Consider the following 21,476-nt stretch of genomic DNA (forward strand, 5'->3'; position numbering starts at 1 on the left):
ATCGAATGTAGTCCTTATTTACTAATAACAGGCATAAAAAAACCGGCTTAAACCAAGCCGGTTTTTAAATTTAAATATGATTAGAAAGTAAACTCTACCCCTGCATAATATTCACGTCCGATAACGTTATAATAAGCTCTTGGGTAATGAGGCCAGCTCACCTGAGTCTCATCAATCTCTGGGCCTGAATCAAACAGGTTGTTGATACCTGCCGAAACCTTGAGATTGTCATAGATAAAGTAACTGGCAGCCAGGTTGACTTCCACATGACTGTCAACTTTCACTGAGTACTCGCTATCTAAGCCATTTTCCACAAAGCGGTCCATCTGCTCACCGTTCATGCTGTCAATATACTTGAACAGAATGTTGGTGGAGAAGTCGTTATAAGACCAGCCCAGGTTCAGGTTGGCACGCAGCTGAGGCGCAGAGCCTTCACCATCGATAAGATCCAGCTCTTCGGAATCCGGAGTCAACTGCTCATTCCAACGGGTCAGATAAGTCCCTTCCAGGCGGCTGCTGAATTCACCATAGCTCTCGGTTTCATAGCGATAGCCCAGAGAGAAGTCGATACCGGCAGTCTCACGGGAAGACATATTCATCGCCAGTGTGTTTACCCGAAGCAACTTACCTTCACTGTCGCGAATAATTTTATCGGCAAAGGCATCGGCGTGATCCAAAATGTATTGTGCACTTGGGTCATTCACCAGATTGTCGATTTCAACCATCCAGTAATCTACCGTCAAATTGAAACCTTCGTAGTCCCAAACCAGACCCAGGTTGTAGTTTTTACCCTCTTCGGCTTCCAATTCTGGGTTGGCACCGATAGTTATAGGTAAAGACTCAATCTTGCCACATTCATCATAAGCTTCGCAGCGCGGAGTATCGACAACTTGGCTGTAGCCAGTGGTGGGATCGCCAAACAAACGCTGCATATCCGGGGCACGGAAAGTCTCGGCATACAAAGCACGCAGCATCAGGCTATCGATAGGACGGTACTCCAGTGACACTTGCGGAGTAAACTGGCCACCAACATCAGACTCATCATCATAGTAGTCATAACGTCCGGCCAATGTCATGGTCAACTGATCCAAGAGTGGCAAAGCCAGCTCGGCATAGGCAGCATACTGCTCACGTTCACCTTCGGCGCTGCTGCCCCCCTTGCCTATAACGCCACCGTTGGAGGTAAAGCTGTCAGATTTATCGTAGAACCACTCCTTGCTGTACTCAAGGCCCACAGCATAAGCGGCTGTGCCACCGGCCAGTTCGAACGCATCGCCATTGATGCCGGCACTAAAGCTGGACAGAGTAGATTGTCCCTTCTTGTTACCTTCGTAGTTCAGCAGCGCCGCATCTTCAGGAGAGATCACATCCATCAAAGACTTGCCGTTTTCGCCTGAGGTCAGATAGTCAAACATAGCCTGATGAGTCGGCGAGCCTGAGCTGCGGGATTCCACTGTCTGACGCGCAATAGACCAGGAAGTATCATACTCGATACTATCGGTCAAAAAGCCTTTGGCACCTATGATGAAAGAGAAATTATTGGTTTCAAAGTCAGAGGTACGTGGCCCCAGCTCGCTCATGCGGCGAGTGTAGAAGTAGTCGCCATCTGCAGCATTGGCAAAGTCACCGCCGAATGCGGTGTCCTTATTGAAGGTCTGGGACATACCCTTGTCTTTATTGGCAATGGTTACACTGTCGCCGGCCACATTGAACATGAAGTCATTGCCCACTGTCGCAGACTCAATCTCGGTAAAGGTCGAGGAATGAGTGTAATCGATGCGGGAATACAGCTGATGATCCGCATTCAGCTCCTTGGTGAGGTTGATCATGGTGGAGTAACGCTTCTGCTCCGGCAGGAAATCCCGCTGCTTGGAGCGGTCGAAACCACAGCGACCATTTTCCATCACCACATAACCACGGGCCTCACACTCGGCCGGTGACAAGGTCTTTTCCAGTGCAGTTTTGTTGTTGCCAAGATCCTGCACCAGGTTGGCGCCGTAGGAGCTGTAACCAGAGTAGTAGGCACCATCAACAATATCCGTACCATCAGCACGATCTGTTCCTTTCAGCGCGGTTCTGTCTTCATATTCGGCAAAGAAAGTCAGGTTAGCCGTATCACTGCTGACACCTGTCATAAAGGAGAACTGGTTGTTACGCAGGCCACCTTCATCCGTATCGGAGAAACGATACTTGAAGGTGGTCTGTTCAACATCTTTCTTAAGAATGATGTTGATAACCCCACCCATGGCATCTGAGCCATAAATCGCCGAAGCACCCGTAGTCAGGATTTCGATACGCTCAATCGCGCCCAGTGGGATATTGGCAGTATCCACGAAGCTGTCGGTACCACCGGCACCAAACGGATACTTGGGCACCCGCTTACCGTTGATCAGGGTCAATACCCGACCGGCCCCCACGCCACGCAGGTTGACCGATGATGCGGCAGGGGTAAAACCATGGACTTCCTGCTGGGTCATGGAACCGCCGGAGTTTTGTGACAGGTTACCCAGCACATCCTGAACCGAGTTGAAGCCACCTTTTTCAATATCAGCAGCGCTCATTACTACTATAGGGGATGCATTCTCCATATCGGTGCGTTTAATACGGGAACCCGTGACTTCGATACGTTCAACTTGTTCAGTGGCCTGAGCCTCATCGGCGGCGTAAGCCATTGTAGGGATTGATGTGGAAACAAAAGCAAACAGACTAAAGCGGATAGCCTTAGCGACAGCAGTCTGCGTTGACATATTCTCATTCCTTTTACAAAGCACGGTGGCAGGGAGGGAACACCGTGTTCTTATTCTATGTAATACTCAGCCCCCCAAACGAGAAACATACCAATAACAGCAACATTATCAATCACTTAAATGATAACAATTTGTTTATACTTGGTTTAATTTGTAAAACACGAGCATCTTATCAATTAAGATCTAATGATATTTTTACCGAATCCATGCCGGGTCCCGGGAATTTGCATCATTTTGTATCGATACAAATCTGTTACAAAGATTATTTTTTAACCTGTTGTTAGAGCGACGCTTTTAATAAAAAATGCGATATAGATCGCATTTTCAATTCATACAAAAATCAAACAAAAAGGGAGCCAATTGGCTCCCTTTTGTCTATTTGCTGTTAATTAACGCGTGCGAGGACACAGCTCATCGGCAGCAAAGAAGTAAGCGATTTCACGCTCGGCTGAAGCCAGCGCGTCAGAACCGTGAACAGCGTTCTCATCGATGCTGTCAGCGAAGTCAGCGCGCAGGGTACCACGGGCGGCTTCAGCTGGGTTGGTCGCACCCATGATTTCGCGGTTGGCCAGAACGGCGTTTTCACCTTCCAGAACCTGAACCATGATAGGACCAGAAGTCATGAAAGAAACCAGAGCACCAAAGAAAGGACGCTCGCTGTGCTCAGCGTAGAAACCTTCGGCTTGTTCTTTGGTCAGGTGAACCATTTTGGCGGCAACAATTTTCAGGCCGGCAGTTTCAAAACGGTTGTAGATAGCACCGATGTGGTTCTTGGCTACCGCATCAGGCTTAATGATAGAAAAAGTACGTTCGATCGCCATGACTAGATTCCTTAATCAGCGAGTTTAAAAATTCGCGCGGATTATACGAAATAATCGCGTCAAATCCTAATCTTATCTGGTCAGCCCTTCAGTAAAAGCTGTGATACAAGCCAGGCGATTCTCGGCTCAGTGCCTATGCTTGAGCCACAAATAGCCGGCGCCGAGACCAATAAGCAACAGCAACAAAGGCATAAACGGCGGGAAATGATGAAAAAAACCTATGCCACCGTGCCCCGAATGTGCCAGCACGGCCGGGGCAAATAATCCAAAACTACAGGCGAAAATACGTGTCATGACTCATCTCCGGAAAAACAGGGATCAACAATTTATTAACCAAATAACTATAGATGACTCGTGATGGTGATAATTTGACCGAGATCTGTTTTCCGCCAGAGAGTGTTACTTTTCCTCTATCCAGCATTGCTGCACGGCTTCGAGAATTTTCTCACTGCAGCGTTTGGGATCATCATCGAAGGCTTCCAACGCCAATATCCACTCGTAAAGTTCAGGAAAATGCAGTTGCTGTGGATCCACATCAGGATGCGCTTCCAGCAGCTCCAAAGCCAAGTCCAATGAATCTATCCACTTGAGCCCCATGGTTACTCCTGCTTCTGGTAAGTACTGACTTTGAGTATAGCGCCGCAGAAGAAGGCTTTATAGCTTTGATTAATACTTTCCATCGGTGAAATCAGGCTTCACTGGGCGCCTTACTCTTGCGCTTCTGCTTGGCAATAAACTCTATGATGGCGCCGGCAACATCTTTGCCGGTAGCGGCTTCAATCCCTTCGAGTCCAGGGGATGAATTGACCTCCATCACCACGGGGCCGTGGTTGGAACGCAAAATATCCACGCCTGCGACATTCAGCCCCATGGTTTTGGCGGCGCGCACCGCGATTGAACGCTCCTCAGGGGATAACTTCACCAAGGTTGCCGTGCCGCCCCTGTGCAGGTTGGAGCGAAACTCTCCCGGCAGAGCCTGGCGTTTCATGGCAGCAATTACCTTGTCGCCGAGTACAAAACAGCGGATATCGGCTCCTTGAGCCTCTTTGATATATTCCTGCACCATGATGTTGGCCTTAAGGCCCATAAAGGCCTCAATCACGCTCTCGGCGGCCTTGCGGGTTTCGGCCAGTACCACCCCTATACCTTGAGTACCTTCCAAGAGTTTAATCACCAAGGGTGCGCCACCGACCATATCAATAAGGTCCGGAATATCGCTGGGCTTATTGGCAAAACCTGTCACCGGCAGCCCTATGCCTTTGCGGGACAGTAACTGCATGGAGCGCAGCTTATCCCTCGAGCGAGAGATCCCCATGGAACTATTGAGTGTATAGGTCGACATCATTTCGAACTGACGCACTACAGCCGTACCGTAGAAGGTAATGCCGGCGCCTATCCTCGGGATCACCGCATCGAAGGACGGCAATTCAACGCCCCCGATATGGATACTGGACTGCTGCATGCTGATATTCATGTAGCATTCCAGCGGATTGATCACCTGCACCTGATAACCCCGTTCTTGGGCGGCCTCCACCAAACGGCGCGTGGAATATAAGGTTTTGTTCTGTGACAAAATTGCAATCTGCATCCCGGTCAGTATCCCGAAGAGTGAAAAAGACAGCGCATCATACGCCTGCCGTGTTGGAAATCAATCTCTGCATGCCAAGCATAGCAATAAAAAACCGGCCACTAGGGGCCGGTTTTCAAAAGATGTCAGCACTTAGGGAAGGTGCCTTGAACGCCAATTGCTATGCAAGCCACTCTCTACAAAAGAGAAGGCCACGAGGACTTGTTGGGACCTTCCTTAGCCTTCACTGACCATGTTGACTGTGTATTTGGGGATTTCGACCACCATATCGGTTTCAACCACCTTGGCCTGACAAGACAGACGGCTTTCGGGCTCCAGGCCCCAGGCCTTGTCCAGCATGTCGTCTTCCAGATCATCGCTGGGCTCGAGATCATCGAAACCTTCACGCACTATCACATGGCAGGTGGTACAGGCACAGGATTTCTCACAGGCATGCTCTATGTTGATGCCGTTTTTCAGCGCGACATCCAAAATGGATTCACCCACCTCTGCCTCAACCACTGCGCCCTCTGGACACAGTTCTTCATGGGGCAAAAATACTATCTGTGGCATAGTCTCACCTATATGTTATCGACCGACTGACCCTTCAGTGCGGTCCGAATCGAATTGTCCATGCGTCTGGCGGCAAACTCCTGGGTCTGCGCATCCACCGCTTCTATCGCCGCTTTGATGGCATCAACATCACCATTGGCGGCAGTTTCATTCAAGTCAGCCATAGCGCTGTCAACCAGAGCACGTTCCTCCTGGCTGAGAAGTTCGCCATCTTTAGCCAGCGCCGAGTGCAGCGATTCCAGCACTCTGGCCGCTTCCACTCGCTGCTCTGTGAGCATTCTCAGCTCAATATCCTCTTTGGCATTCTGCATCGAGTCTTTAAGCATTCCGGCAATTTCAGTATCACTCAGGCCGAAGGAAGGCTTAACCTGGATGCTGGACTGCACCCCGGTAGACTTCTCCATGGCAGTGACGCTGAGTAAACCATCGGCATCGACCTGGAAGGTCACCCGAATATGCGCCGCGCCGGCGGCCAATGGTGGAATGCCCTTGAGAGTAAAGCGTGCCAGAGAGCGGCAATCGGCCACCAGCTCACGTTCACCTTGCACCACATGAAACGCCATGGCGCTCTGACCGTCTTTAAAGGTGGTAAATTCCTGGGCTCTGGCCACCGGAATGGTGGTGTTACGCGGGATCACTTTCTCCACCAAACCGCCCATGGTTTCAATGCCGAGCGACAGCGGGATCACATCCAGCAGCAAGAGATCCGAGTCAGGCTTGTTACCCACCAGAATATCGGCCTGTACCGCAGCGCCTATGGCGACCACGCGATCCGGGTCAATAGACGTCAGCGGCTTCTTACCAAAGAAGTCACCGACCATTTCCCGCACCAGCGGCACCCGGGTAGAGCCACCAACCATCACGGTTTCCAGCACCTCGTCGGCATCCACTCCGGCGTCACGCAAAGCCTTGCGGCAACCTTGAATGGTTTTCTTCACCAGCGTGTTTATCAACTGATCAAACTCACTGCGACTCACTTCGGCTTCACGCTCACTACCGTCTTGCAGTGTCAGCTTAGCAATAGTGCTGTCGCTATCGGTCAGCGCTTCTTTTACCCGCCGGGCTTCCATCAGCAACTGCCGTGCTTCCTGGCTGGAAAGCGACTCCAGCGCCATGCGTTCACGCAGTAAGCCTTGCAGCAGTTCATCAAAGTCATCACCACCCAGACGCGAGTCGCCGCCGGTCGCCAAGACTTCAAATACGCCGCGGTTGAGACGCAAAATAGAAATATCAAAGGTGCCGCCGCCCAAGTCATAAACAGCAATAACGCCTTCCTGACCCGAGTCCAGGCCATAGGCGATGGCGGCCGCCGTCGGCTCATTGAGCAAGCGTAACACCTTAATGCCAAGCAAGGCTGCCGCATCTTTGGTTCCCTGACGCTGAGCATCATCAAAATAAGCAGGCACTGTGATAACCACCCCTTCCAATGGTCCACCCAGAGTGGACTCGGCGCGGGCAATCAAGGGGCGCAATACCTCGGCAGACACCTGAACCGGATTTATTTTACCTGTGCGGGTGACAAACAATGGCAGGCCGTTTTCACTGGCCTCAAAATGATAGGGGAAAGCTTGCTCACCGCTTTGTACATCGGCCAAAGAACGGCCCATGAAGCGCTTCACCGACACTATGGTGTTTTCAGGATCCTTGGCCGAATCGGCCAGGGCATCGTGACCTACTCGGACGCCCTGCTCGCCATAGTGCACCACAGATGGCAATGAATGCCGACCTTGCTCGTCGGCCAGTGTACTGGTCTCGCCGCTGCGAACCGCAGCAACCAGGGAGTTGGTGGTACCCAAGTCTATCCCGGCGGCTAATCTGTGTTGATGAGGAGCGGCCATTTGGCCGGGTTCAGCAATCTGCAAAAGTGCCATAGTCTTCCATCTTGTGTTTAAAAAGTTGGCTCAATCAGAAATTGAGCCAACCGTAGGAATATGCTTTAAGGCCGAAAGCGAATTCAGTCGAACAGCGCATCCTGGGCCCGCTGCAGTTCATCCTGCAATTTTGCCATAAACTTCAACTTACGGACTTGATCTGCCGCGGCAATTGCATCGGCCTCTGTGGAACTGTGAAGTTGGTTGCGCAGCAGCTCAGTCACCTGCTTACGATAAGCCGCGAATGAAGCATCGAGTTCATCAATATCACTCTGGGCATCAGCGCCCTGACCAATTTCCTCCAGCGCTTCACGCCATTCCATCTGCTGCATCAAAAAGGCGGTGTCTTTAACCGTAGTGGTTTCGTGACTGATATCTACACCTTTGAGCGCCAACATATGTTCGGCTCGACGGATAGGATCTTTCAGGGTCTGAAAGGCGTCGTTGATCTGGGCGGTGCGGGAAATGGCCAACAGCTTTTGCTGTTCACTGGCGTTGGCAAACTTGTCGGGATGCACCGCCCGCTGCAAATCGCGATAGCGACTGGCCAGCTCGGCGGTGTCCACATCAAAGGAGGGAGTTAAATCAAACAGCTCGAAATAATTCATATACTCTCAGGCGGCGGTGGAACTCAAACCGTGAAGCTCTCACCGCAACCACACTCACCTTTGGCGTTAGGGTTATTGAATTTAAAGCCTTCGTTGAGTCCTTCCTTGACAAAGTCCAGCTCGATCCCCTGAAGATAGATGAAGCTCTTGGCATCTATGATGATGTTAACACCATCTATGTTGTATACCTCATCATCTTCATTGAGTTCGTCGACAAATTCCAGAACGTAAGCCATCCCGCTGCAGCCTGAAGTTTTGAGCCCCAAACGCAAACCTATACCTTTTCCTCTGTTGCTGAGGAAGGCACGGACACGCTCGGCGGCGGCAGGCGTCATAGTAATAGCCATCTTAACTCCTGGCGTTATTTAGCTTGCTTGGACTTGTACTCTTCCAGAGCCGCCTTGATGGCGTCTTCGGCCAGAATCGAACAGTGGATCTTCACAGGTGGCAGAGCCAACTCTTCTGCAATATCCGTGTTCTTGATGGCGGCCGCTTCCTCAATGGACTTGCCTTTAACCCATTCAGTCACCAAAGAGCTTGATGCGATGGCGCTGCCACAGCCATAAGTCTTGAAGCGAGCATCTTCAATAATGCCCTGTTCATCAATCTTGAGCTGCAGCTTCATCACGTCACCACAGGCGGGCGCACCCACCATACCTGTTACTACGGATGGGTCGTTCTTGTCGAAAGAACCTACGTTACGCGGGTTCTCGTAATGATCTATCACTTTTTCACTGTAAGCCATGATACTGCTCCAAATTCATCTATCCGCGGGGATCAGTGGTGTGCCCACTGCACCTGGTTGAGGTCCACACCATCTTTGAACATTTCCCAAAGTGGTGACATTTCTCTCAGTTTGCCAATAGAGTTTCTAATGGTTTCGATTGCGTAATCGATCTCTTCTTCAGAAGTGAAACGACCGATGGAGAAACGGATTGAGCTGTGCGCCATCTCGTCATTCAGTCCCAGGGCACGCAGCACATAGCTGGGTTCAAGACTGGCAGAAGTACAGGCCGAGCCGGAAGATACGGCCAAGTCCTTGAGCGCCATCATCAGCGACTCGCCTTCCACATAATTAAAGCTGACGTTCAAGCTGCCACAGGCACGCTGCTCCATATCGCCATTGAGATAGGTTTCTTCAATATCTTTGATACCGTTCCACAGCTTGTCGCGCAGATAGCGAATACGTTCGTTATCTTTTTCCATATCAGCTTTGGCAATGGCTGCCGCTTCGCCCATACCCACAATTTGGTGAGTCGCCAGGGTGCCGCTGCGCATACCACGCTCATGACCACCGCCGTGCATCTGTGCTTCCAGACGAATACGAGGCTTACGGCGCACATACAGGGCACCTATGCCTTTGGGGCCATACATCTTGTGACCCGAGATAGACATGAGGTCGACCTTGGTCTTTTGAATATCGATAGGCAGTTTACCGGCACTCTGGGCAGCATCCACATGGAAGATGATGCCTTTGCTACGGCACAGTTCGCCGATGGCATCGATATCGTGGATCACACCAATCTCGTTGTTGACATGCATGATGCTGACAAGAATGGTGTCGTCACGCATGGCCGCTTCCAGGCGCTCCATGGGAATAATGCCGTTGGCTGCAGGCTCCAGATAAGTGACCTCGAAACCTTCACGCTCCAACTGACGACAAGTATCCAGTACTGCCTTGTGCTCAGTCTTGCTGGTGATGATGTGTTTACCCTTCTTCTGGTAGAAGTGGGCAACACCTTTGATAGCCAGGTTGTCAGATTCGGTGGCACCTGAAGTAAACACAATTTCACGGGGATCGGCATTGATCAACTCCGCGACTTGGTTACGGGCGATATCCACTGCTTCTTCGGCCTGCCAGCCGTAGCGGTGTGAACGGGATGCGGGGTTACCGAATACACCGTCCATTGTCATGTACTGTACCATTTTGTCTGCAACCCGGGGGTCTACAGGCGTTGTTGCGGCATAATCCAAATAGATAGGAAGCTTCATTACACACTCCGTACTTCGCAGTCTCGGCCGAGGCTACATACAACGTACATTATTCGTTTTTATATCCAACAGAGGATCAGCTCAAGCGCTGACTCTCTGCTCCTGCTGCATCTTGTCTTGCTTTACCGAGATAAACTGTACATCTCGTTTCTGCATCAGTGCAGCAAGGCTGATGCCATTTAAAAAGTCAGAAATCTGTTTGCTCAGGTCACCCCAGAGCGAATGCGTCAGACAGCGGGTGCCACTTTGGCAATTCCCCTGGCCTTGACAGCGGGTGGCATCGACAGATTCATCTACCGCATGTACCACCATGCCCACCGAGATGTCATTGGCTTCCAGTCCGAGGCGATAACCACCACCGGGACCGCGCACACTGGCAACCAAGCCCTGCTTTCTCAGTTTGGCAAAGAGTTGTTCTAGATAAGAAAGGGAAATCCCCTGGCGCTCGGAAATATCTGCCAGCGGTACCGGCCCCTGCGCCGAATGTATGGCCACGTCCAGCATGGCTGTCACTGCGTAGCGACCCTTAGATGTAAGTTTCATAAAACGACCACGGCTCCCAAACAGGTATGTGGGAATTTCAACATACCCGAGCAATTTAGTCAAGTATAAATCCTACTTGTTTACTCGGGTATTGTGGTTCATAAATCAGGTTGAATACCCTGTCTGCTTGGTGGGGTATTTAACCTTTTTCGCCACGATTATTCAATGGCAAAAGCCGATAAAATGGTCATCGAGTATCAGATAATGGGATCAAACTCATCCATTGACTGTTGACGCTTTTGTGCCGCAGCAGTTTCGGCATCACTGAACTCGCCCACATCCAACTCAGGCAAACGTTCAGTACAGACACTGCCGCCCATTTTCTGAACCGCCTGACAAACTTCCTGTACTTTGGAGTCCATCAAATGCATATGATCCAGCATCTGGCCTATGGCATTGGCAACAGGGTCTGGATTATCGGGAGAAACGGCGTAGGCATCAAAACCGTACTTCTTGGCCATGGCACTGCGGCGGGCACTGGTTTCCTTAGATTGAGCCGATGCAACAGTGACGGCCCGGCCAGGAATGCCCACAACGGTAGTGTCCTTGGGTACGTCTTTAACCACCACAGAGTTGGAACCAACACGAGCCCCATCATGCATAGTAATGGGGCCAAGCACCTTGGCTCCTGCGCCTATAACCACGTTATTGCCCAAGGTCGGATGACGTTTGCCGGCTTGCCAGGTGGTGCCCCCCAGAGTCACCCCGTGATAAAGAGTGCAGTCATCACCAATTTCGGCTGTTTCGCCAATCACGACTCCCATGCCATGGTCAATAAAAAATCGCCTACCTATGGTTGCGCCCGGGTGTATTTCCACCCCGGTAAGCCAACGGGAAAAAGTAGACAGACAGCGCGCCAGAAAACACCAATTGGCCTTCCACAGTTTATGGCTGATACGATGCAGCCAAATGGCCTGCATTCCCGGATAGTTGAGCAATATCTCCAATGTGCCCCGCGCCGCAGGATCCCTGTGATAAATGGATCCTATGTCCTCTTTCAGTCTGGCTATCACACCCATCTTGATTCCTCGGATTACTCTTCTTTACTGTCGACCTTTTTTTCTACCGATGTCAGGATCCCGCGCAGTATATTCATCTCCTGCGTTTCGATTCTGGCCCGGGTAAACAGGCGCCTCAGCTTAATCATCACCTGTCCCGGATGATTCTTAATGATAAAGCCGGTTTTTTGCAGTGTCCGTTCCAGATGTTCAAAAAAGCGCTCATGATCTTCACTGCTGGGATACTCGACCAGCTCCTGCTCGGCTTGTTGATGTTTCTCCAACCAGGCCACCCGCGTTTCATAGCAGATAAGCTGCACCGCCTGAGCCAGGTTGAGTGAGCTGTATTCCGGGTTGGCGGGGATACACACATGATAGTGGCATTTTTGCAACTCTTCGTTGCTCAAGCCATGGCTTTCACGGCCAAAGACAATAGCGACAGGCCCCTGGCAACTTTCAAGCGCCAATTTGCTGCCCGCCTCACGGGGTTCAAGCACGGGCCAGTCGAGTGTGCGACTGCGGGCACTGGTGGCAATCACCAGACTGCAGTCTTTAATTGCCTCTTCCAGGCTGTCGACTTTGACCAGATGTTTGAGAATATCAGAGGCGCCGGCGGCAAGCGCTATGGACTGACCGTCTGGTTCAGCTTTTGGCTCCGCTAGATAAAGGTTGGATAATCCCATTGTTTTCATGGCCCTGGCCACAGAACCTATATTGCCGGGATGCGTGGTACCTACCAGGACGACACGAATATTGGAGAGCATGGAACAACTTCAAAAATAAAAAATCAGGAGGCGGATGGTACCACAGGCATATTTTTTTGCTTATAGAAAAATCGCCATTTGATATCGGCGTCAACTAGGGTATAATCTGCGCCGAATTTTTGTCCGTTCTTTAACATCCAGGGGATTGCAATGCATCCGATGCTGACTATTGCCGTGCGCGCTGCTCGCGCTGCGGGCCAAACTATTATGCGTGCCTACACCGAACTCGACCGTATTGAAGTCGATGCCAAAGGTGTCAACGATTTTGTGACCAGTGTAGACAAGGAAGCAGAAGCAGCAATTATCTATCAGATCCGCAAGTCCTATCCAGACCACAGTATAGTGGGTGAGGAAAATGGCGAAAACCGCGGCACCAACCAAGATTATCTGTGGATTGTTGATCCTCTGGACGGCACCAATAACTTTGTTAATGGTGTACCTCACTTCGCCGTTTCTATCGCCATGCAGTACAAGGGCAAAACTGAAGTTGCCGTTGTTTATGATCCCGTTCGCGATGAACTGTTTAGCGCCGTCCGCGGTAAAGGGGCCAAGCTGAATGATTTCCGTCTGCGAGTAAACAATGTCAACGATCTGGGTGGAAGCCTGGTTGCCACTGGATTCCCTTTCAAGGCCCGTCAGCACACCGAAACTTATATGAAACTGTTTGGCGAAGCTTTCTCTCTGAGTGCCGACTTACGCCGCGCCGGCTCTGCCGCTCTGGATCTGGCTTATGTAGCCGCCGGTCGTGTAGACGCCTTCTTCGAACTGGGCCTCAAGCCTTGGGATATCGCCGCCGGCGATCTGATTGTTCGTGAAGCCGGTGGTACAGTTACCGACTTCAGTGGCGGTCACAACTACCTGCTCTCCGGCCACATAGTTGCTGGTGCGCCTAAAGCCACCAGCCTGCTGGTCAAACGCTTCCGTCCTCTGTTGAGCGACGCTCTGAAGTAAGTTATTAAGCAAGGTGCTTAATTAAATAGAGAAAACCGCCTTATGGCGGTTTTTTTTATACCTGGGTGCCGCGAAAGTGAAGCCAACCTCAGTCCATTCGCCCCTTGCTTGATGGAATCAAGATTTGCTCAAACCGGGATTAATCAATAAGGCGTTGGACGAGCCAAGCCGAAATAACCAAGGATGAGTATCTTCCCCTACCCTTCAAGCAGATAACTCTTTGGATGTATTTACATGCATTTACATTACACCTTAAAATACCCGAGTATTTTGTTTGGGTATTTGAGGCAAGACTATGAGCAAATCCGGCACTCGCAACATCCGAGGCAGCATCCTCAACATCGATGAACCGGTCAACAAGCAGTTTCCGCTGGCGCTCTTTCGTTTGGGCTTCAGGCCTTTTTTTCTCGGCGCCAGCCTGTTCGGCTTGTTGTCGCTCTTGCTTTGGGGAGCCTTGCTCAGTGGTCAAACCCAACTGACGTTCCACGCCAATCCCCTGTGGTGGCATGGTCACGAAATGCTGTTCGGTTTCACCGGCGCTGTTATCGCGGGCTTTTTGTTAACAGCAGTTCAAAACTGGACAGGGATCCCTGGCATAAGAGGCTGGCCTTTACTGCTGCTCTGGTGTCTATGGCTGGCTCCCAGACTACTCTTGCTCGATGCCGACACAATTCCTTTTACCTGGGTCATGCTGCTGGATCTGGCCTTCTTCCCGATCACGGCGCTAATGCTCGGTTTAGCCGTTATTCGAGTCAAACAGTGGCGTAACCTGGTGTTTGTGCCGCTGCTGCTGTTGCTCTTCGGCGCCAACGTCCTCTCTTATCTCGGCCTTGAACAGCCAGGGTTGGCACAAAAGGCACTGCAGGCCGCAGCCTTGTTGATCGTTATTCTGGTGGCCCTGCTCGGCGGCAGGGTGATCCCCTTCTTTACCGAACGCGCCACAGATTTCAAGCGCGGGGCGCCAAGCCCTGTACTCGAGGCACTTAGCTTCGCTTCTTTGATTCTCATGCTGATCAGCTTGTTTTTACCCTATTCCTGGTTGACACAAACATTGGCCTTGCTGGCTGGCACAGTACTGTTGTTGCGCTGGGCACGCTGGGGCTGGCATGCCAGCCTCAAAGTACCACTGCTATGGTCACTGCATTTAAGTTACCTGTGTATTCCGATAGGACTGCTGATTATTGGTGTCAGCGGCCAGATGATGTTGGGGTTTCATGCTCTGACCGTTGGCGGTATGGGTGGAATGATCTTGGCTATGATGGCAAGGGTATCTCTGGGGCATTCCGGCAGACCATTGCAGATTGCCTGGCCTATGATCCCCGCCTTTGGCTTAATGTTACTGGCTGCAGCCTTGAGGGTCGCGGCAGCCATTGTGCCTCAGCTAAATCAAATCTTACTTATGGGCGCGATTCTCTGCTGGCTATTGGCATTTACCACTTTTATAGTGCTTTACGCGCCAATTCTTTGCCGAGCGAGGTTGGATGGCCGCCCCGGTTAAAGGTTCTGTGAAAGCTATCACACAGATTTCGCGGCGAACTGGAAATTTACTGATACTATTTAGGAAATGATTTCAGGGAGTTTTCATGGAACTGTATCGCCAATACGGCTCTAAGAGCCTTAAAGCCGTCGAACATCTGGTCTTGTTTGTTATTGCCATTGCCACAGTCGTCGCCATTGGCCAGGAGATAGTGCATATCTTCAAAATGGGCGCTGTGGCCCTTGCCGATCTACTGCTGCTATTTATTTATCTGGAAGTGCTGGCTATGGTGGCCAATTATGCCGAATCCGGCAAGTTACCTGTGCGTATGCCACTCTATATCGCAATAGTAGCTTTGGCCCGTTATCTCATCCTGGACATGAAATCGATGGAAGACTGGCGCATAGTGGCCATTTCAATCTCAACCTTGGTACTTGCCGCAACCGTGATAGTGATCCGCTGGGGACAGTTAAAAATGCCCTACCCCAAGAATCAAGAGTATGACAACTAACTGGAACCCGGCAGACGCCGGGTTCTTTTTTATCTGCTCTTTAGAACTGACCCTAGCTATCGACAAATCTATGCTATTTTTAAAACACTTACCCCATTTCACATAGGGTTTGATTCTCACATCGATAATGAAAATGTATGGTGCAAATACGCTAAATCAGAGTTGTCAGGACACATGTCCAGAGCCGTTTCCGCATCCACAGCCTCGAGAGACTCAAACCTAGTAAATATGGGATAACGGCCTACTATCCATTGAACTTAAGGGGACTGCCATGGATGAAAATCTGGATGACTTTATCGAAAGACGCAGATCATTGCGGGTCGATCTGGAGGCGGAGCGGATCAGGCTTCATTGGATAAATAAAGCGGGTGATGAACTCAATGACGATGGCATCTGTATCGATCTGTCCAGACGGGGAATTCTGTTTGAATACCATCAGCCCTTTACCTTGGGAGAACTGGTATCTGTAACCTTCCATGCAGGAACCGATTCACAAAATACCATCAAGGGACAGGTGTGCCGTTGCAGCGAGATCAACCCAAAGCGTTTTCACATCGCCATGCAACTTATCTAGACCCCGACGTAGTATCCGGGGTGTTCTATACTTTACATCAACTTAAGTACCAAGGACACGGGGAGAAAATCCATGATACTGCTCGTAGGCGGAGAGAAAGGGGGCAGTGGCAAGAGCTGTCTGGCCCAAAATCTGGCTGTACACATTACCCAGAAATATCGGGCCAACGTGTTAATGGTCGACTGTGACCCCCAGCGCACCACATCCGACTGGATCCAGGCCCGCAACAATGACCCTTCCCTGCCTGCGATCAACTGTATTCAGCTCTACGGCAAGATCCGTAACGATCTCCTGAGCCTGGATGAACGCTTCGACTATGTGATAGTCGACTGCGGGGGCCAGGATAACCTGGCAATGCGGGCCGCCATGTCGGTGGCCAGTTATGTGGTGATCCCTTTGAGACCCAAGCGGCGTGATTTAAAAACCTTGCCCCATATGGAAGATATGCTCAGCACCTGTAAGATGGTCAACCCCAAGATGGTGGCAACAATAGTGTTGACTCAATGTCCGGCGCTGCCTTCACAGTTCAAACGCATTCTGGAAGCGAAAGATGTAGTAAAGTCGTTCGGTCTGAGGGCGCTGGACTCGGTCACTTTTAGCCGCAATATCTATGATGACAGTGAAGAAAAAGGCTCCTCGGTCATCGAAATTGAGCCCGATGGAAAAGCCGCCGAGGAGATACGCAATATTGCCGACGAGCTGTTATCCATCCCGCCGGAAAACTCTTATGAGCTTAACTGATCTCAAACGTCACAAGATCAAACCCAAGGCCAAAAAGGTCTCTGTCGACGATTTCATCGAAGATGCCAATAACTACGCCCATGGGAAACCCAGTCGCTTAGGTGGGAACTCTTTGGCCAAATCTCGAACGGGACTGGATAAAAAATCAACCCGTCTCTATCGCCATGCAACTTTTACCCTGACTGAAGCCAGCATTAGTCAACTGGACAACATTGCCCGCAAGACTGGTATTGCCAAGTCCAAACTGCTGCGTATCTTCATTCGTAACTTTCACAGTCTAAGCGACAAAGCCCAAGCCGAAATGATTGCCAAAGATCAGGCGAATGAAACTCAGTGACGACAAATTTTGCTCTCAAGGGTGCTCAGCCCCTGAGATGATTCGATAAATTTACCCTTGGCGGCCAGAAAGTTGAGCAAAGCCTCTGCGTCCATTCCCTCGGCGCTGCAGGTATGATAGCGGGCGTCTCTACCGAAACGCTCCTGCATCAATGCCTTGAGATTGTCCCGTTTAATGGGAGCGGTTTGTTCCAGCAACAACTGCAACACCTGATGGCCATGTACCGACGAATTCATGTATCCTCCACAAAACTATGAGTCGCAGTCGATTTTTAACGGATTTTGCTGCAGTATTCCCTGATTTAACGCAACTTGTTTGTCGTTTTGGCGGTTGTTTGCTTGTGCAAGAGGAGTTGTCATGTCCCTTATTCTATTGCTGACACAGCAGATGAGCCTGTATTTGGTGATCGTTTATCTGGTCAGCAAGACCCCTTTGTTCAAGTTGTTTACCGAAGCATCGACCCGCCTGCCCCATAAGATCTTTCTCTATCTGGTGTTTTCCGGCTTTTGCATCATGGCAACCTATTTCGGTGAGCAAACCCATGGCGCTATCGCCAATACCCGCGCCATGGGTGCAGTACTCGGCGGCCTGCTCGGTGGCCCAACGACAGGTTTGCTGGTCGGCTTGACCGGCGGCTTACACAGATACAGTCTCGGTGGATTCACCGATCTGGCCTGCGCGGTTTCCACTACCTTGGAAGGTTTATCGGCCGGGATGTTCAGCTATTATCTGCGCCGTCAAGGCAAGGCCGAGTTGGTATTCAATCCCATTCTGGTGTGTCTTATCACCTTTTATGCCGAGATGATGCAGATGAGCATTATCTTGCTGCTGGCTGAACCCTTTGATGAAGCTTGGGGGCTGGTGCGTCAAATAGCTCCGCCCATGTTGCTGGTCAACTCCATAGGTGCGGCCCTGTTTATGAGCATGGTACGGGATCAAAAAACCATGTTCGATAAGCTCTCCTCCAGCTTTTCCACCAAGGCGCTGAAAATTGCCGAACGCAGTGTGGGGCTCTTGAGCTCCGGCTTCAACGAGGAAACCAGTACTCAGGTTGCCAAGATAGTCATAGAGGAAACCAATGTCGGCGCAGTGGCCATCACGGACAGGGAAAAACTCCTGGCCTTTATCGGCATAGGTGCCGACCACCACTTGCCCGGCACCTTGATATCGTCCCAAATAACCCTGGATGCCATACACCAGAACAAGGTTATGTTTGCCGATGGGGTGGAAGTTCCCTATGCCTGTTCCATTTCCCCCAACTGTAAACTGGGTTCCAGTTTGGTGATCCCACTTCGCAGTGACAACGAGGTCATAGGCACCATTAAACTGTATGAACCCAAGAATAAGCTGTTTCTCAACATCAACCGCACCTTGGGAGAAGGGATCGCCCGCCTGCTGTCGAACCAGATTCTCTACGGCCGTTTCGAGCAGCAACAAAACCTGCTCACCCAGGCGGAACTCAAACTGTTGCAGGCTCAGGTTAACCCACATTTTCTGTTCAACGCGCTTAATACCATAGGTGCCATCATACGTCGCGATCCGCCCATGGCCAGAACCTTGCTACAACAGCTGAGTCAGTTTTTACGGATTAACCTCAAGCGTACTGCCGGCCTGGTGACCCTGGGAGATGAACTCGAGCATATCGAAGCCTATCTCACCATAGAAAAAGCCCGCTTCATTGATAAGCTCGAGGTGGATATCGCCATACCCGAATCTCTGCTGACCATCAGAGTACCGGCCTTTACCCTGCAGCCCATCATAGAAAATGCTGTCAAACATGGCACTTCGCATCTGATAGACACTGGCCGTATTCAGGTAGAAGGCCGCCGCACAGATGACAGACTCATACTGGAAGTCACCGACAATGCCGGGCTTTATCAACCCGCCGAAGAATCCGATGGCCTGGGGATGAATCTGGTGCATAAAAGAATACAAAATCTCTTCGGCCCCGATTATGGCGTCAGTGTCGAATACCAACGTGACAGTTACACTAGAGTCAGCATACATCTACCTATAACGGAAACAGCCCTGTGATCACTTGTCTTATTGTCGATGACGAACCTTTTGCCCGCGAAGAGTTGGCCGAGCTGCTGCTTCAGGCCGGCGACATTGAAATTCTCGGTCAATGTGGCAACGCCATTGAGGCCATGCAGGCGATAGCCAAGCTCAAGCCTCAGTTACTGTTCCTGGATATTCAAATGCCGAGGATCAGTGGCATGGAGCTTATCGCCATGCTGGATCCCGACAATATGCCCAGAGTGGTATTTGTTACTGCCTACGATGAATTTGCCGTCAAGGCCTTCGATAACCATGCCTTCGACTATCTGCTCAAACCCTTGGATGAGAAGCGCCTCAGTCAGACCCTGGATAAGCTGCGCCGGGATCTCAGACCTCAGTCGCTGTCAGCCATAGCACCGCAACAACTGGAACACCTTCCTTGTTTCAGCGGCAACCGTCTCAAGGTGATCCCGGTCACTGAGGTAGAGTTTGTCTTCAGCGATCTCGGTGGAGTGCATGTTGCGACCGCCAGAGAAAAGGTTCATACCCAGTTAACACTGAAACTGCTGGAAGAAAAAACCCCGCTGCTCAGATGTCATCGCCAGTATCTGGTGGCCCCCAAGGCCATTGCCGAAATAGAACTGCTGGAAACAGGCGCCGAAGTCACCACTCGCAGCGGCGCCAAGATCCCGGTATCTAGGCGCTTTCTCAAGCCACTGAAGCAGCTGTTTGGTTATCAGTAAAGCACAAGCTAACAACCGCTCAGCGGCCTAGATAACCGCTCACCCCCGACTTTTGACCGCTGACCCAGTTCCCGCTGGGCCTTGTAACCAAAGTGTTTACAATTGCGTCAACTCAAATCGGGGAGATTACAACTATGATGTGGTTTTTGCTGTGTGTCGGTCTATTGATTGGCGGCTACTTCATCTACGGTACTTTTGTAGAAAAAATATTCGGGATCAACAATAAAAGACAAACACCCGCCTACGCCCAAACAGACGGTGTTGACTATGTGCCCATGTCCAAGGGCAAGGTCTACCTTATCCAATTGTTAAATATTGCCGGCGTGGGGCCTATTTTCGGTCCTATTCTGGGGGCGCTATACGGCCCGGCGGCCATGTTGTGGATTGTTATCGGCTGTATCTTTGCCGGTGCGGTGCACGACTACTTCTCCGGCATGCTGTCGGTACGTAACGGCGGTCAGTCAGTGCCTAACCTGGCGGGTAAGTACCTTGGTAAAGGCGCCAAGAACTTTATGAACATCTTCGCCATCATACTGCTGTTGTTGGTAGGTGTGGTATTTATCTCGGCTCCTGCCGGCTTGCTCGGTAAGCTTACCGGCGGCAGCGTCGGTCTGTTTGTCGGCATTATCTTCGTTTACTACCTGATTGCCACCATAGTGCCGGTAGACAAAATTATAGGTCGCCTCTATCCCTTCTTCGGCGCCTTACTGCTGTTCATGTCTATCGGTTTGACCATAGCCATAATCCTGTCCAGTGAACATACTCTGTTGCCGGGCTTTGAAGCCGGTGACTTTCTGCAGAACCTGAACCCTGACAATGCCCCGTTGTGGCCAGCGCTCTTCATCACCATCGCCTGTGGTGCCGTGTCAGGTTTCCATGCGACGCAGTCCCCACTGATGGCACGCTGTGTTGAAAATGAATCCAATGGCCGCTTCGTGTTCTACGGTGCCATGATAGGCGAAGGTATCATTGCCCTTATCTGGTGTGCCGTGGCTCTGTCTTTCTTCGACGGTGTCGAGGGACTGAAAGCCGGCATGGACGGCAACCCTGCCAACGTGGTTTACAGCGCCTCAACCGGCCTTCTCGGTGCAGTCGGTGGCTTCATGGCGGTGCTTGGGGTAATCATTCTGCCTATCACCTCCGGCGATACCGCCTTCCGCTCCGCCCGGCTGATCTTATCTGAGTACTTCAATATGCCTCAGACTGAGATGCCCAAGCGACTGATGTTGGCAATTCCGCTGTTCATCATCGGGGCCATACTGACCCAAGTGGACTTCGGTGTCATTTGGCGCTACTTCGGGGTCGCCAACCAAGCCACTGCAGTGATGATGCTATGGACAGCTTCAGCCTACCTGCTACGCCACAACAAGCTGCACTGGATCTGTACCATTCCGGCGATGTTTATGACCACAGTGGTGATAAGCTTCCTGCTCAACTCCAGTACCCTGGGCGCAGGTCTGCCAATGACAGTATCCACCATCAGCGGCATAGTGGTGACTCTGCTGATAACCGCCCTGGTGATAATAAAGACCAAGGGCCGCAACGAGGTCGATGAAATACTCCCAGAAGAAGGTTAAGCTCTGGAGGTAAAACGTTGCATAAACCAAGAGCCGCCCTTTTGAGGCGGCTCTTGTTATGTAAAACGATTCGCAGCAACCGA

Annotated in this window: 24 protein-coding genes; 9 read left to right on the forward strand and 15 right to left on the reverse strand. The window is 51.0% G+C overall.

Annotation, left to right across the window (positions count from 1 at the left end; all coding sequences use genetic code 11):
* Window positions 1-80 precede the first annotated feature (80 nt).
* The 14 genes from AYI96_RS05365 to trmJ form a co-directional block, all read right to left on the reverse strand.
* Window positions 81-2,747 (reverse strand): TonB-dependent receptor plug domain-containing protein, encoded by a 2,667-nt coding sequence (locus tag AYI96_RS05365; protein ID WP_039033847.1) that lies wholly within the window; start codon window positions 2,745-2,747, stop codon window positions 81-83.
* Window positions 2,748-3,136: 389 nt separating this feature from the next.
* Entirely contained in the window at window positions 3,137-3,568 is a 432-nt protein-coding gene (gene ndk, locus AYI96_RS05370; protein ID WP_025011497.1) for a nucleoside-diphosphate kinase, read from the reverse strand.
* A gap of 126 nt (window positions 3,569-3,694) precedes the next feature.
* Window positions 3,695-3,862, reverse strand: coding sequence for a hypothetical protein (locus tag AYI96_RS20265; RefSeq protein WP_162835833.1), 168 nt, complete (start codon window positions 3,860-3,862; stop codon window positions 3,695-3,697).
* A gap of 105 nt (window positions 3,863-3,967) precedes the next feature.
* Window positions 3,968-4,165 carry a Fe-S cluster assembly protein IscX gene (gene iscX / locus AYI96_RS05375; protein ID WP_039033846.1) on the reverse strand — a complete coding sequence of 66 codons (198 nt, stop codon included), beginning with the start codon at window positions 4,163-4,165 and terminating at the stop codon, window positions 3,968-3,970.
* 91 nt (window positions 4,166-4,256) lie between these two features.
* Window positions 4,257-5,156 (reverse strand): 30S ribosomal protein S6--L-glutamate ligase, encoded by a 900-nt coding sequence (gene rimK / locus AYI96_RS05380; protein WP_071476477.1) that lies wholly within the window; start codon window positions 5,154-5,156, stop codon window positions 4,257-4,259.
* A 216-nt stretch (window positions 5,157-5,372) separates the two neighbouring features.
* A complete protein-coding gene (gene fdx / locus AYI96_RS05385; protein WP_039033844.1) occupies window positions 5,373-5,708 on the reverse strand; it encodes an ISC system 2Fe-2S type ferredoxin in 336 nt (111 codons plus the stop codon).
* An 8-nt stretch (window positions 5,709-5,716) separates the two neighbouring features.
* Window positions 5,717-7,579 carry a Fe-S protein assembly chaperone HscA gene (hscA, locus tag AYI96_RS05390; protein WP_101096039.1) on the reverse strand — a complete coding sequence of 621 codons (1,863 nt, stop codon included), beginning with the start codon at window positions 7,577-7,579 and terminating at the stop codon, window positions 5,717-5,719.
* Window positions 7,580-7,662: 83 nt separating this feature from the next.
* Window positions 7,663-8,187, reverse strand: a complete 525-nt coding sequence (gene hscB, locus AYI96_RS05395) for a co-chaperone HscB (protein WP_039033842.1) — start codon at window positions 8,185-8,187, stop codon at window positions 7,663-7,665.
* Window positions 8,188-8,210: 23 nt separating this feature from the next.
* Window positions 8,211-8,534, reverse strand: coding sequence for an iron-sulfur cluster assembly protein IscA (gene iscA / locus AYI96_RS05400; protein ID WP_025011492.1), 324 nt, complete (start codon window positions 8,532-8,534; stop codon window positions 8,211-8,213).
* Between the two features lie 14 nt (window positions 8,535-8,548).
* Entirely contained in the window at window positions 8,549-8,932 is a 384-nt protein-coding gene (iscU, locus tag AYI96_RS05405) for a Fe-S cluster assembly scaffold IscU (protein WP_039033841.1), read from the reverse strand.
* 32 nt (window positions 8,933-8,964) lie between these two features.
* Entirely contained in the window at window positions 8,965-10,179 is a 1,215-nt protein-coding gene (locus tag AYI96_RS05410; protein WP_039033840.1) for an IscS subfamily cysteine desulfurase, read from the reverse strand.
* Between the two features lie 81 nt (window positions 10,180-10,260).
* A complete protein-coding gene (gene iscR / locus AYI96_RS05415; protein ID WP_025011489.1) occupies window positions 10,261-10,722 on the reverse strand; it encodes a Fe-S cluster assembly transcriptional regulator IscR in 462 nt (153 codons plus the stop codon).
* Window positions 10,723-10,919: 197 nt separating this feature from the next.
* Window positions 10,920-11,741: a serine O-acetyltransferase gene (gene cysE, locus AYI96_RS05420; RefSeq protein ID WP_039033839.1), complete on the reverse strand. Its 822-nt coding sequence runs from the start codon at window positions 11,739-11,741 to the stop codon at window positions 10,920-10,922.
* Window positions 11,742-11,755: 14 nt separating this feature from the next.
* On the reverse strand, window positions 11,756-12,484 hold the full coding sequence (gene trmJ, locus AYI96_RS05425) for a tRNA (cytosine(32)/uridine(32)-2'-O)-methyltransferase TrmJ (RefSeq protein WP_039033838.1): 729 nt from the start codon (window positions 12,482-12,484) through the stop codon (window positions 11,756-11,758).
* Window positions 12,485-12,634: 150 nt separating this feature from the next.
* Between trmJ and suhB the strand changes: the two genes are divergently transcribed.
* From suhB to AYI96_RS05455, 6 genes are all read left to right on the forward strand, one after another.
* On the forward strand, window positions 12,635-13,435 hold the full coding sequence (suhB, locus tag AYI96_RS05430; RefSeq protein ID WP_039033837.1) for an inositol-1-monophosphatase: 801 nt from the start codon (window positions 12,635-12,637) through the stop codon (window positions 13,433-13,435).
* Between the two features lie 331 nt (window positions 13,436-13,766).
* Window positions 13,767-14,933 carry an NnrS family protein gene (locus AYI96_RS05435; protein ID WP_144361237.1) on the forward strand — a complete coding sequence of 389 codons (1,167 nt, stop codon included), beginning with the start codon at window positions 13,767-13,769 and terminating at the stop codon, window positions 14,931-14,933.
* 85 nt (window positions 14,934-15,018) lie between these two features.
* Window positions 15,019-15,423 (forward strand): phosphate-starvation-inducible protein PsiE, encoded by a 405-nt coding sequence (locus tag AYI96_RS05440; protein WP_039033836.1) that lies wholly within the window; start codon window positions 15,019-15,021, stop codon window positions 15,421-15,423.
* Window positions 15,424-15,694: 271 nt separating this feature from the next.
* Entirely contained in the window at window positions 15,695-15,997 is a 303-nt protein-coding gene (locus tag AYI96_RS05445) for a PilZ domain-containing protein (protein WP_144361138.1), read from the forward strand.
* Window positions 15,998-16,069: 72 nt separating this feature from the next.
* Window positions 16,070-16,738 carry an AAA family ATPase gene (locus AYI96_RS05450; protein WP_039033834.1) on the forward strand — a complete coding sequence of 223 codons (669 nt, stop codon included), beginning with the start codon at window positions 16,070-16,072 and terminating at the stop codon, window positions 16,736-16,738.
* On the forward strand, window positions 16,725-17,075 hold the full coding sequence (locus tag AYI96_RS05455; RefSeq protein ID WP_144361139.1) for a replication protein RepA: 351 nt from the start codon (window positions 16,725-16,727) through the stop codon (window positions 17,073-17,075). Before AYI96_RS05450 ends, AYI96_RS05455 begins: the two co-directional genes overlap by 14 nt.
* Here the strand turns inward: AYI96_RS05455 and AYI96_RS05460 are convergent.
* Window positions 17,069-17,311 (reverse strand): YecH family metal-binding protein, encoded by a 243-nt coding sequence (locus AYI96_RS05460; protein ID WP_039033832.1) that lies wholly within the window; start codon window positions 17,309-17,311, stop codon window positions 17,069-17,071. The genes AYI96_RS05455 and AYI96_RS05460 overlap by 7 nt on opposite strands.
* Before the next feature lie 121 nt (window positions 17,312-17,432).
* Here AYI96_RS05460 and AYI96_RS05465 point away from each other — a divergent pair, with 121 nt between their 5' ends.
* The 3 genes from AYI96_RS05465 to AYI96_RS05475 all read left to right on the forward strand — a co-directional run bounded on the left by AYI96_RS05465 (window position 17,433) and on the right by AYI96_RS05475 (window position 21,393).
* Window positions 17,433-19,109 (forward strand): sensor histidine kinase, encoded by a 1,677-nt coding sequence (locus AYI96_RS05465; RefSeq protein ID WP_039033831.1) that lies wholly within the window; start codon window positions 17,433-17,435, stop codon window positions 19,107-19,109.
* Complete coding sequence (btsR, locus tag AYI96_RS05470) at window positions 19,106-19,816, forward strand: two-component system response regulator BtsR (RefSeq protein WP_039033830.1); 711 nt, start codon at window positions 19,106-19,108, stop codon at window positions 19,814-19,816. The genes AYI96_RS05465 and btsR overlap by 4 nt, the downstream gene beginning before the upstream one ends.
* A gap of 134 nt (window positions 19,817-19,950) precedes the next feature.
* Entirely contained in the window at window positions 19,951-21,393 is a 1,443-nt protein-coding gene (locus tag AYI96_RS05475) for a carbon starvation protein A (RefSeq protein ID WP_039033829.1), read from the forward strand.
* Window positions 21,394-21,476 lie beyond the last annotated feature (83 nt).

This window comes from Shewanella sp. MSW, assembly GCF_007636515.1.
Lineage (GTDB): Bacteria > Pseudomonadota > Gammaproteobacteria > Enterobacterales > Shewanellaceae > Shewanella > Shewanella indica.

Bases quoted from the DNA above. Each gene is read 5' to 3' on its own strand.
- AYI96_RS05455 (WP_144361139.1), top strand. From the start codon at position 16,725: ATGAGCTTAACTGATCTCAAACGTCACAAGATCAAACCCAAGGCCAAA.
- rimK (WP_071476477.1), bottom strand. From the start codon at position 5,156: ATGCAGATTGCAATTTTGTCACAGAACAAAACCTTATATTCCACGCGC.
- AYI96_RS05460 (WP_039033832.1), bottom strand. From the start codon at position 17,311: ATGAATTCGTCGGTACATGGCCATCAGGTGTTGCAGTTGTTGCTGGAA.
- AYI96_RS20265 (WP_162835833.1), bottom strand. From the start codon at position 3,862: ATGACACGTATTTTCGCCTGTAGTTTTGGATTATTTGCCCCGGCCGTG.
- ndk (WP_025011497.1), bottom strand. From the start codon at position 3,568: ATGGCGATCGAACGTACTTTTTCTATCATTAAGCCTGATGCGGTAGCC.
- AYI96_RS05445 (WP_144361138.1), top strand. From the start codon at position 15,695: ATGGATGAAAATCTGGATGACTTTATCGAAAGACGCAGATCATTGCGG.
- iscA (WP_025011492.1), bottom strand. From the start codon at position 8,534: ATGGCTATTACTATGACGCCTGCCGCCGCCGAGCGTGTCCGTGCCTTC.
- AYI96_RS05465 (WP_039033831.1), top strand. From the start codon at position 17,433: ATGTCCCTTATTCTATTGCTGACACAGCAGATGAGCCTGTATTTGGTG.
- iscR (WP_025011489.1), bottom strand. From the start codon at position 10,722: ATGAAACTTACATCTAAGGGTCGCTACGCAGTGACAGCCATGCTGGAC.
- AYI96_RS05450 (WP_039033834.1), top strand. From the start codon at position 16,070: ATGATACTGCTCGTAGGCGGAGAGAAAGGGGGCAGTGGCAAGAGCTGT.
- trmJ (WP_039033838.1), bottom strand. From the start codon at position 12,484: ATGCTCTCCAATATTCGTGTCGTCCTGGTAGGTACCACGCATCCCGGC.
- hscA (WP_101096039.1), bottom strand. From the start codon at position 7,579: ATGGCACTTTTGCAGATTGCTGAACCCGGCCAAATGGCCGCTCCTCAT.
- iscX (WP_039033846.1), bottom strand. From the start codon at position 4,165: ATGGGGCTCAAGTGGATAGATTCATTGGACTTGGCTTTGGAGCTGCTG.
- AYI96_RS05475 (WP_039033829.1), top strand. From the start codon at position 19,951: ATGATGTGGTTTTTGCTGTGTGTCGGTCTATTGATTGGCGGCTACTTC.
- fdx (WP_039033844.1), bottom strand. From the start codon at position 5,708: ATGCCACAGATAGTATTTTTGCCCCATGAAGAACTGTGTCCAGAGGGC.
- hscB (WP_039033842.1), bottom strand. From the start codon at position 8,187: ATGAATTATTTCGAGCTGTTTGATTTAACTCCCTCCTTTGATGTGGAC.
- AYI96_RS05410 (WP_039033840.1), bottom strand. From the start codon at position 10,179: ATGAAGCTTCCTATCTATTTGGATTATGCCGCAACAACGCCTGTAGAC.
- iscU (WP_039033841.1), bottom strand. From the start codon at position 8,932: ATGGCTTACAGTGAAAAAGTGATAGATCATTACGAGAACCCGCGTAAC.
- AYI96_RS05365 (WP_039033847.1), bottom strand. From the start codon at position 2,747: ATGTCAACGCAGACTGCTGTCGCTAAGGCTATCCGCTTTAGTCTGTTT.
- AYI96_RS05440 (WP_039033836.1), top strand. From the start codon at position 15,019: ATGGAACTGTATCGCCAATACGGCTCTAAGAGCCTTAAAGCCGTCGAA.
- suhB (WP_039033837.1), top strand. From the start codon at position 12,635: ATGCATCCGATGCTGACTATTGCCGTGCGCGCTGCTCGCGCTGCGGGC.
- cysE (WP_039033839.1), bottom strand. From the start codon at position 11,741: ATGGGTGTGATAGCCAGACTGAAAGAGGACATAGGATCCATTTATCAC.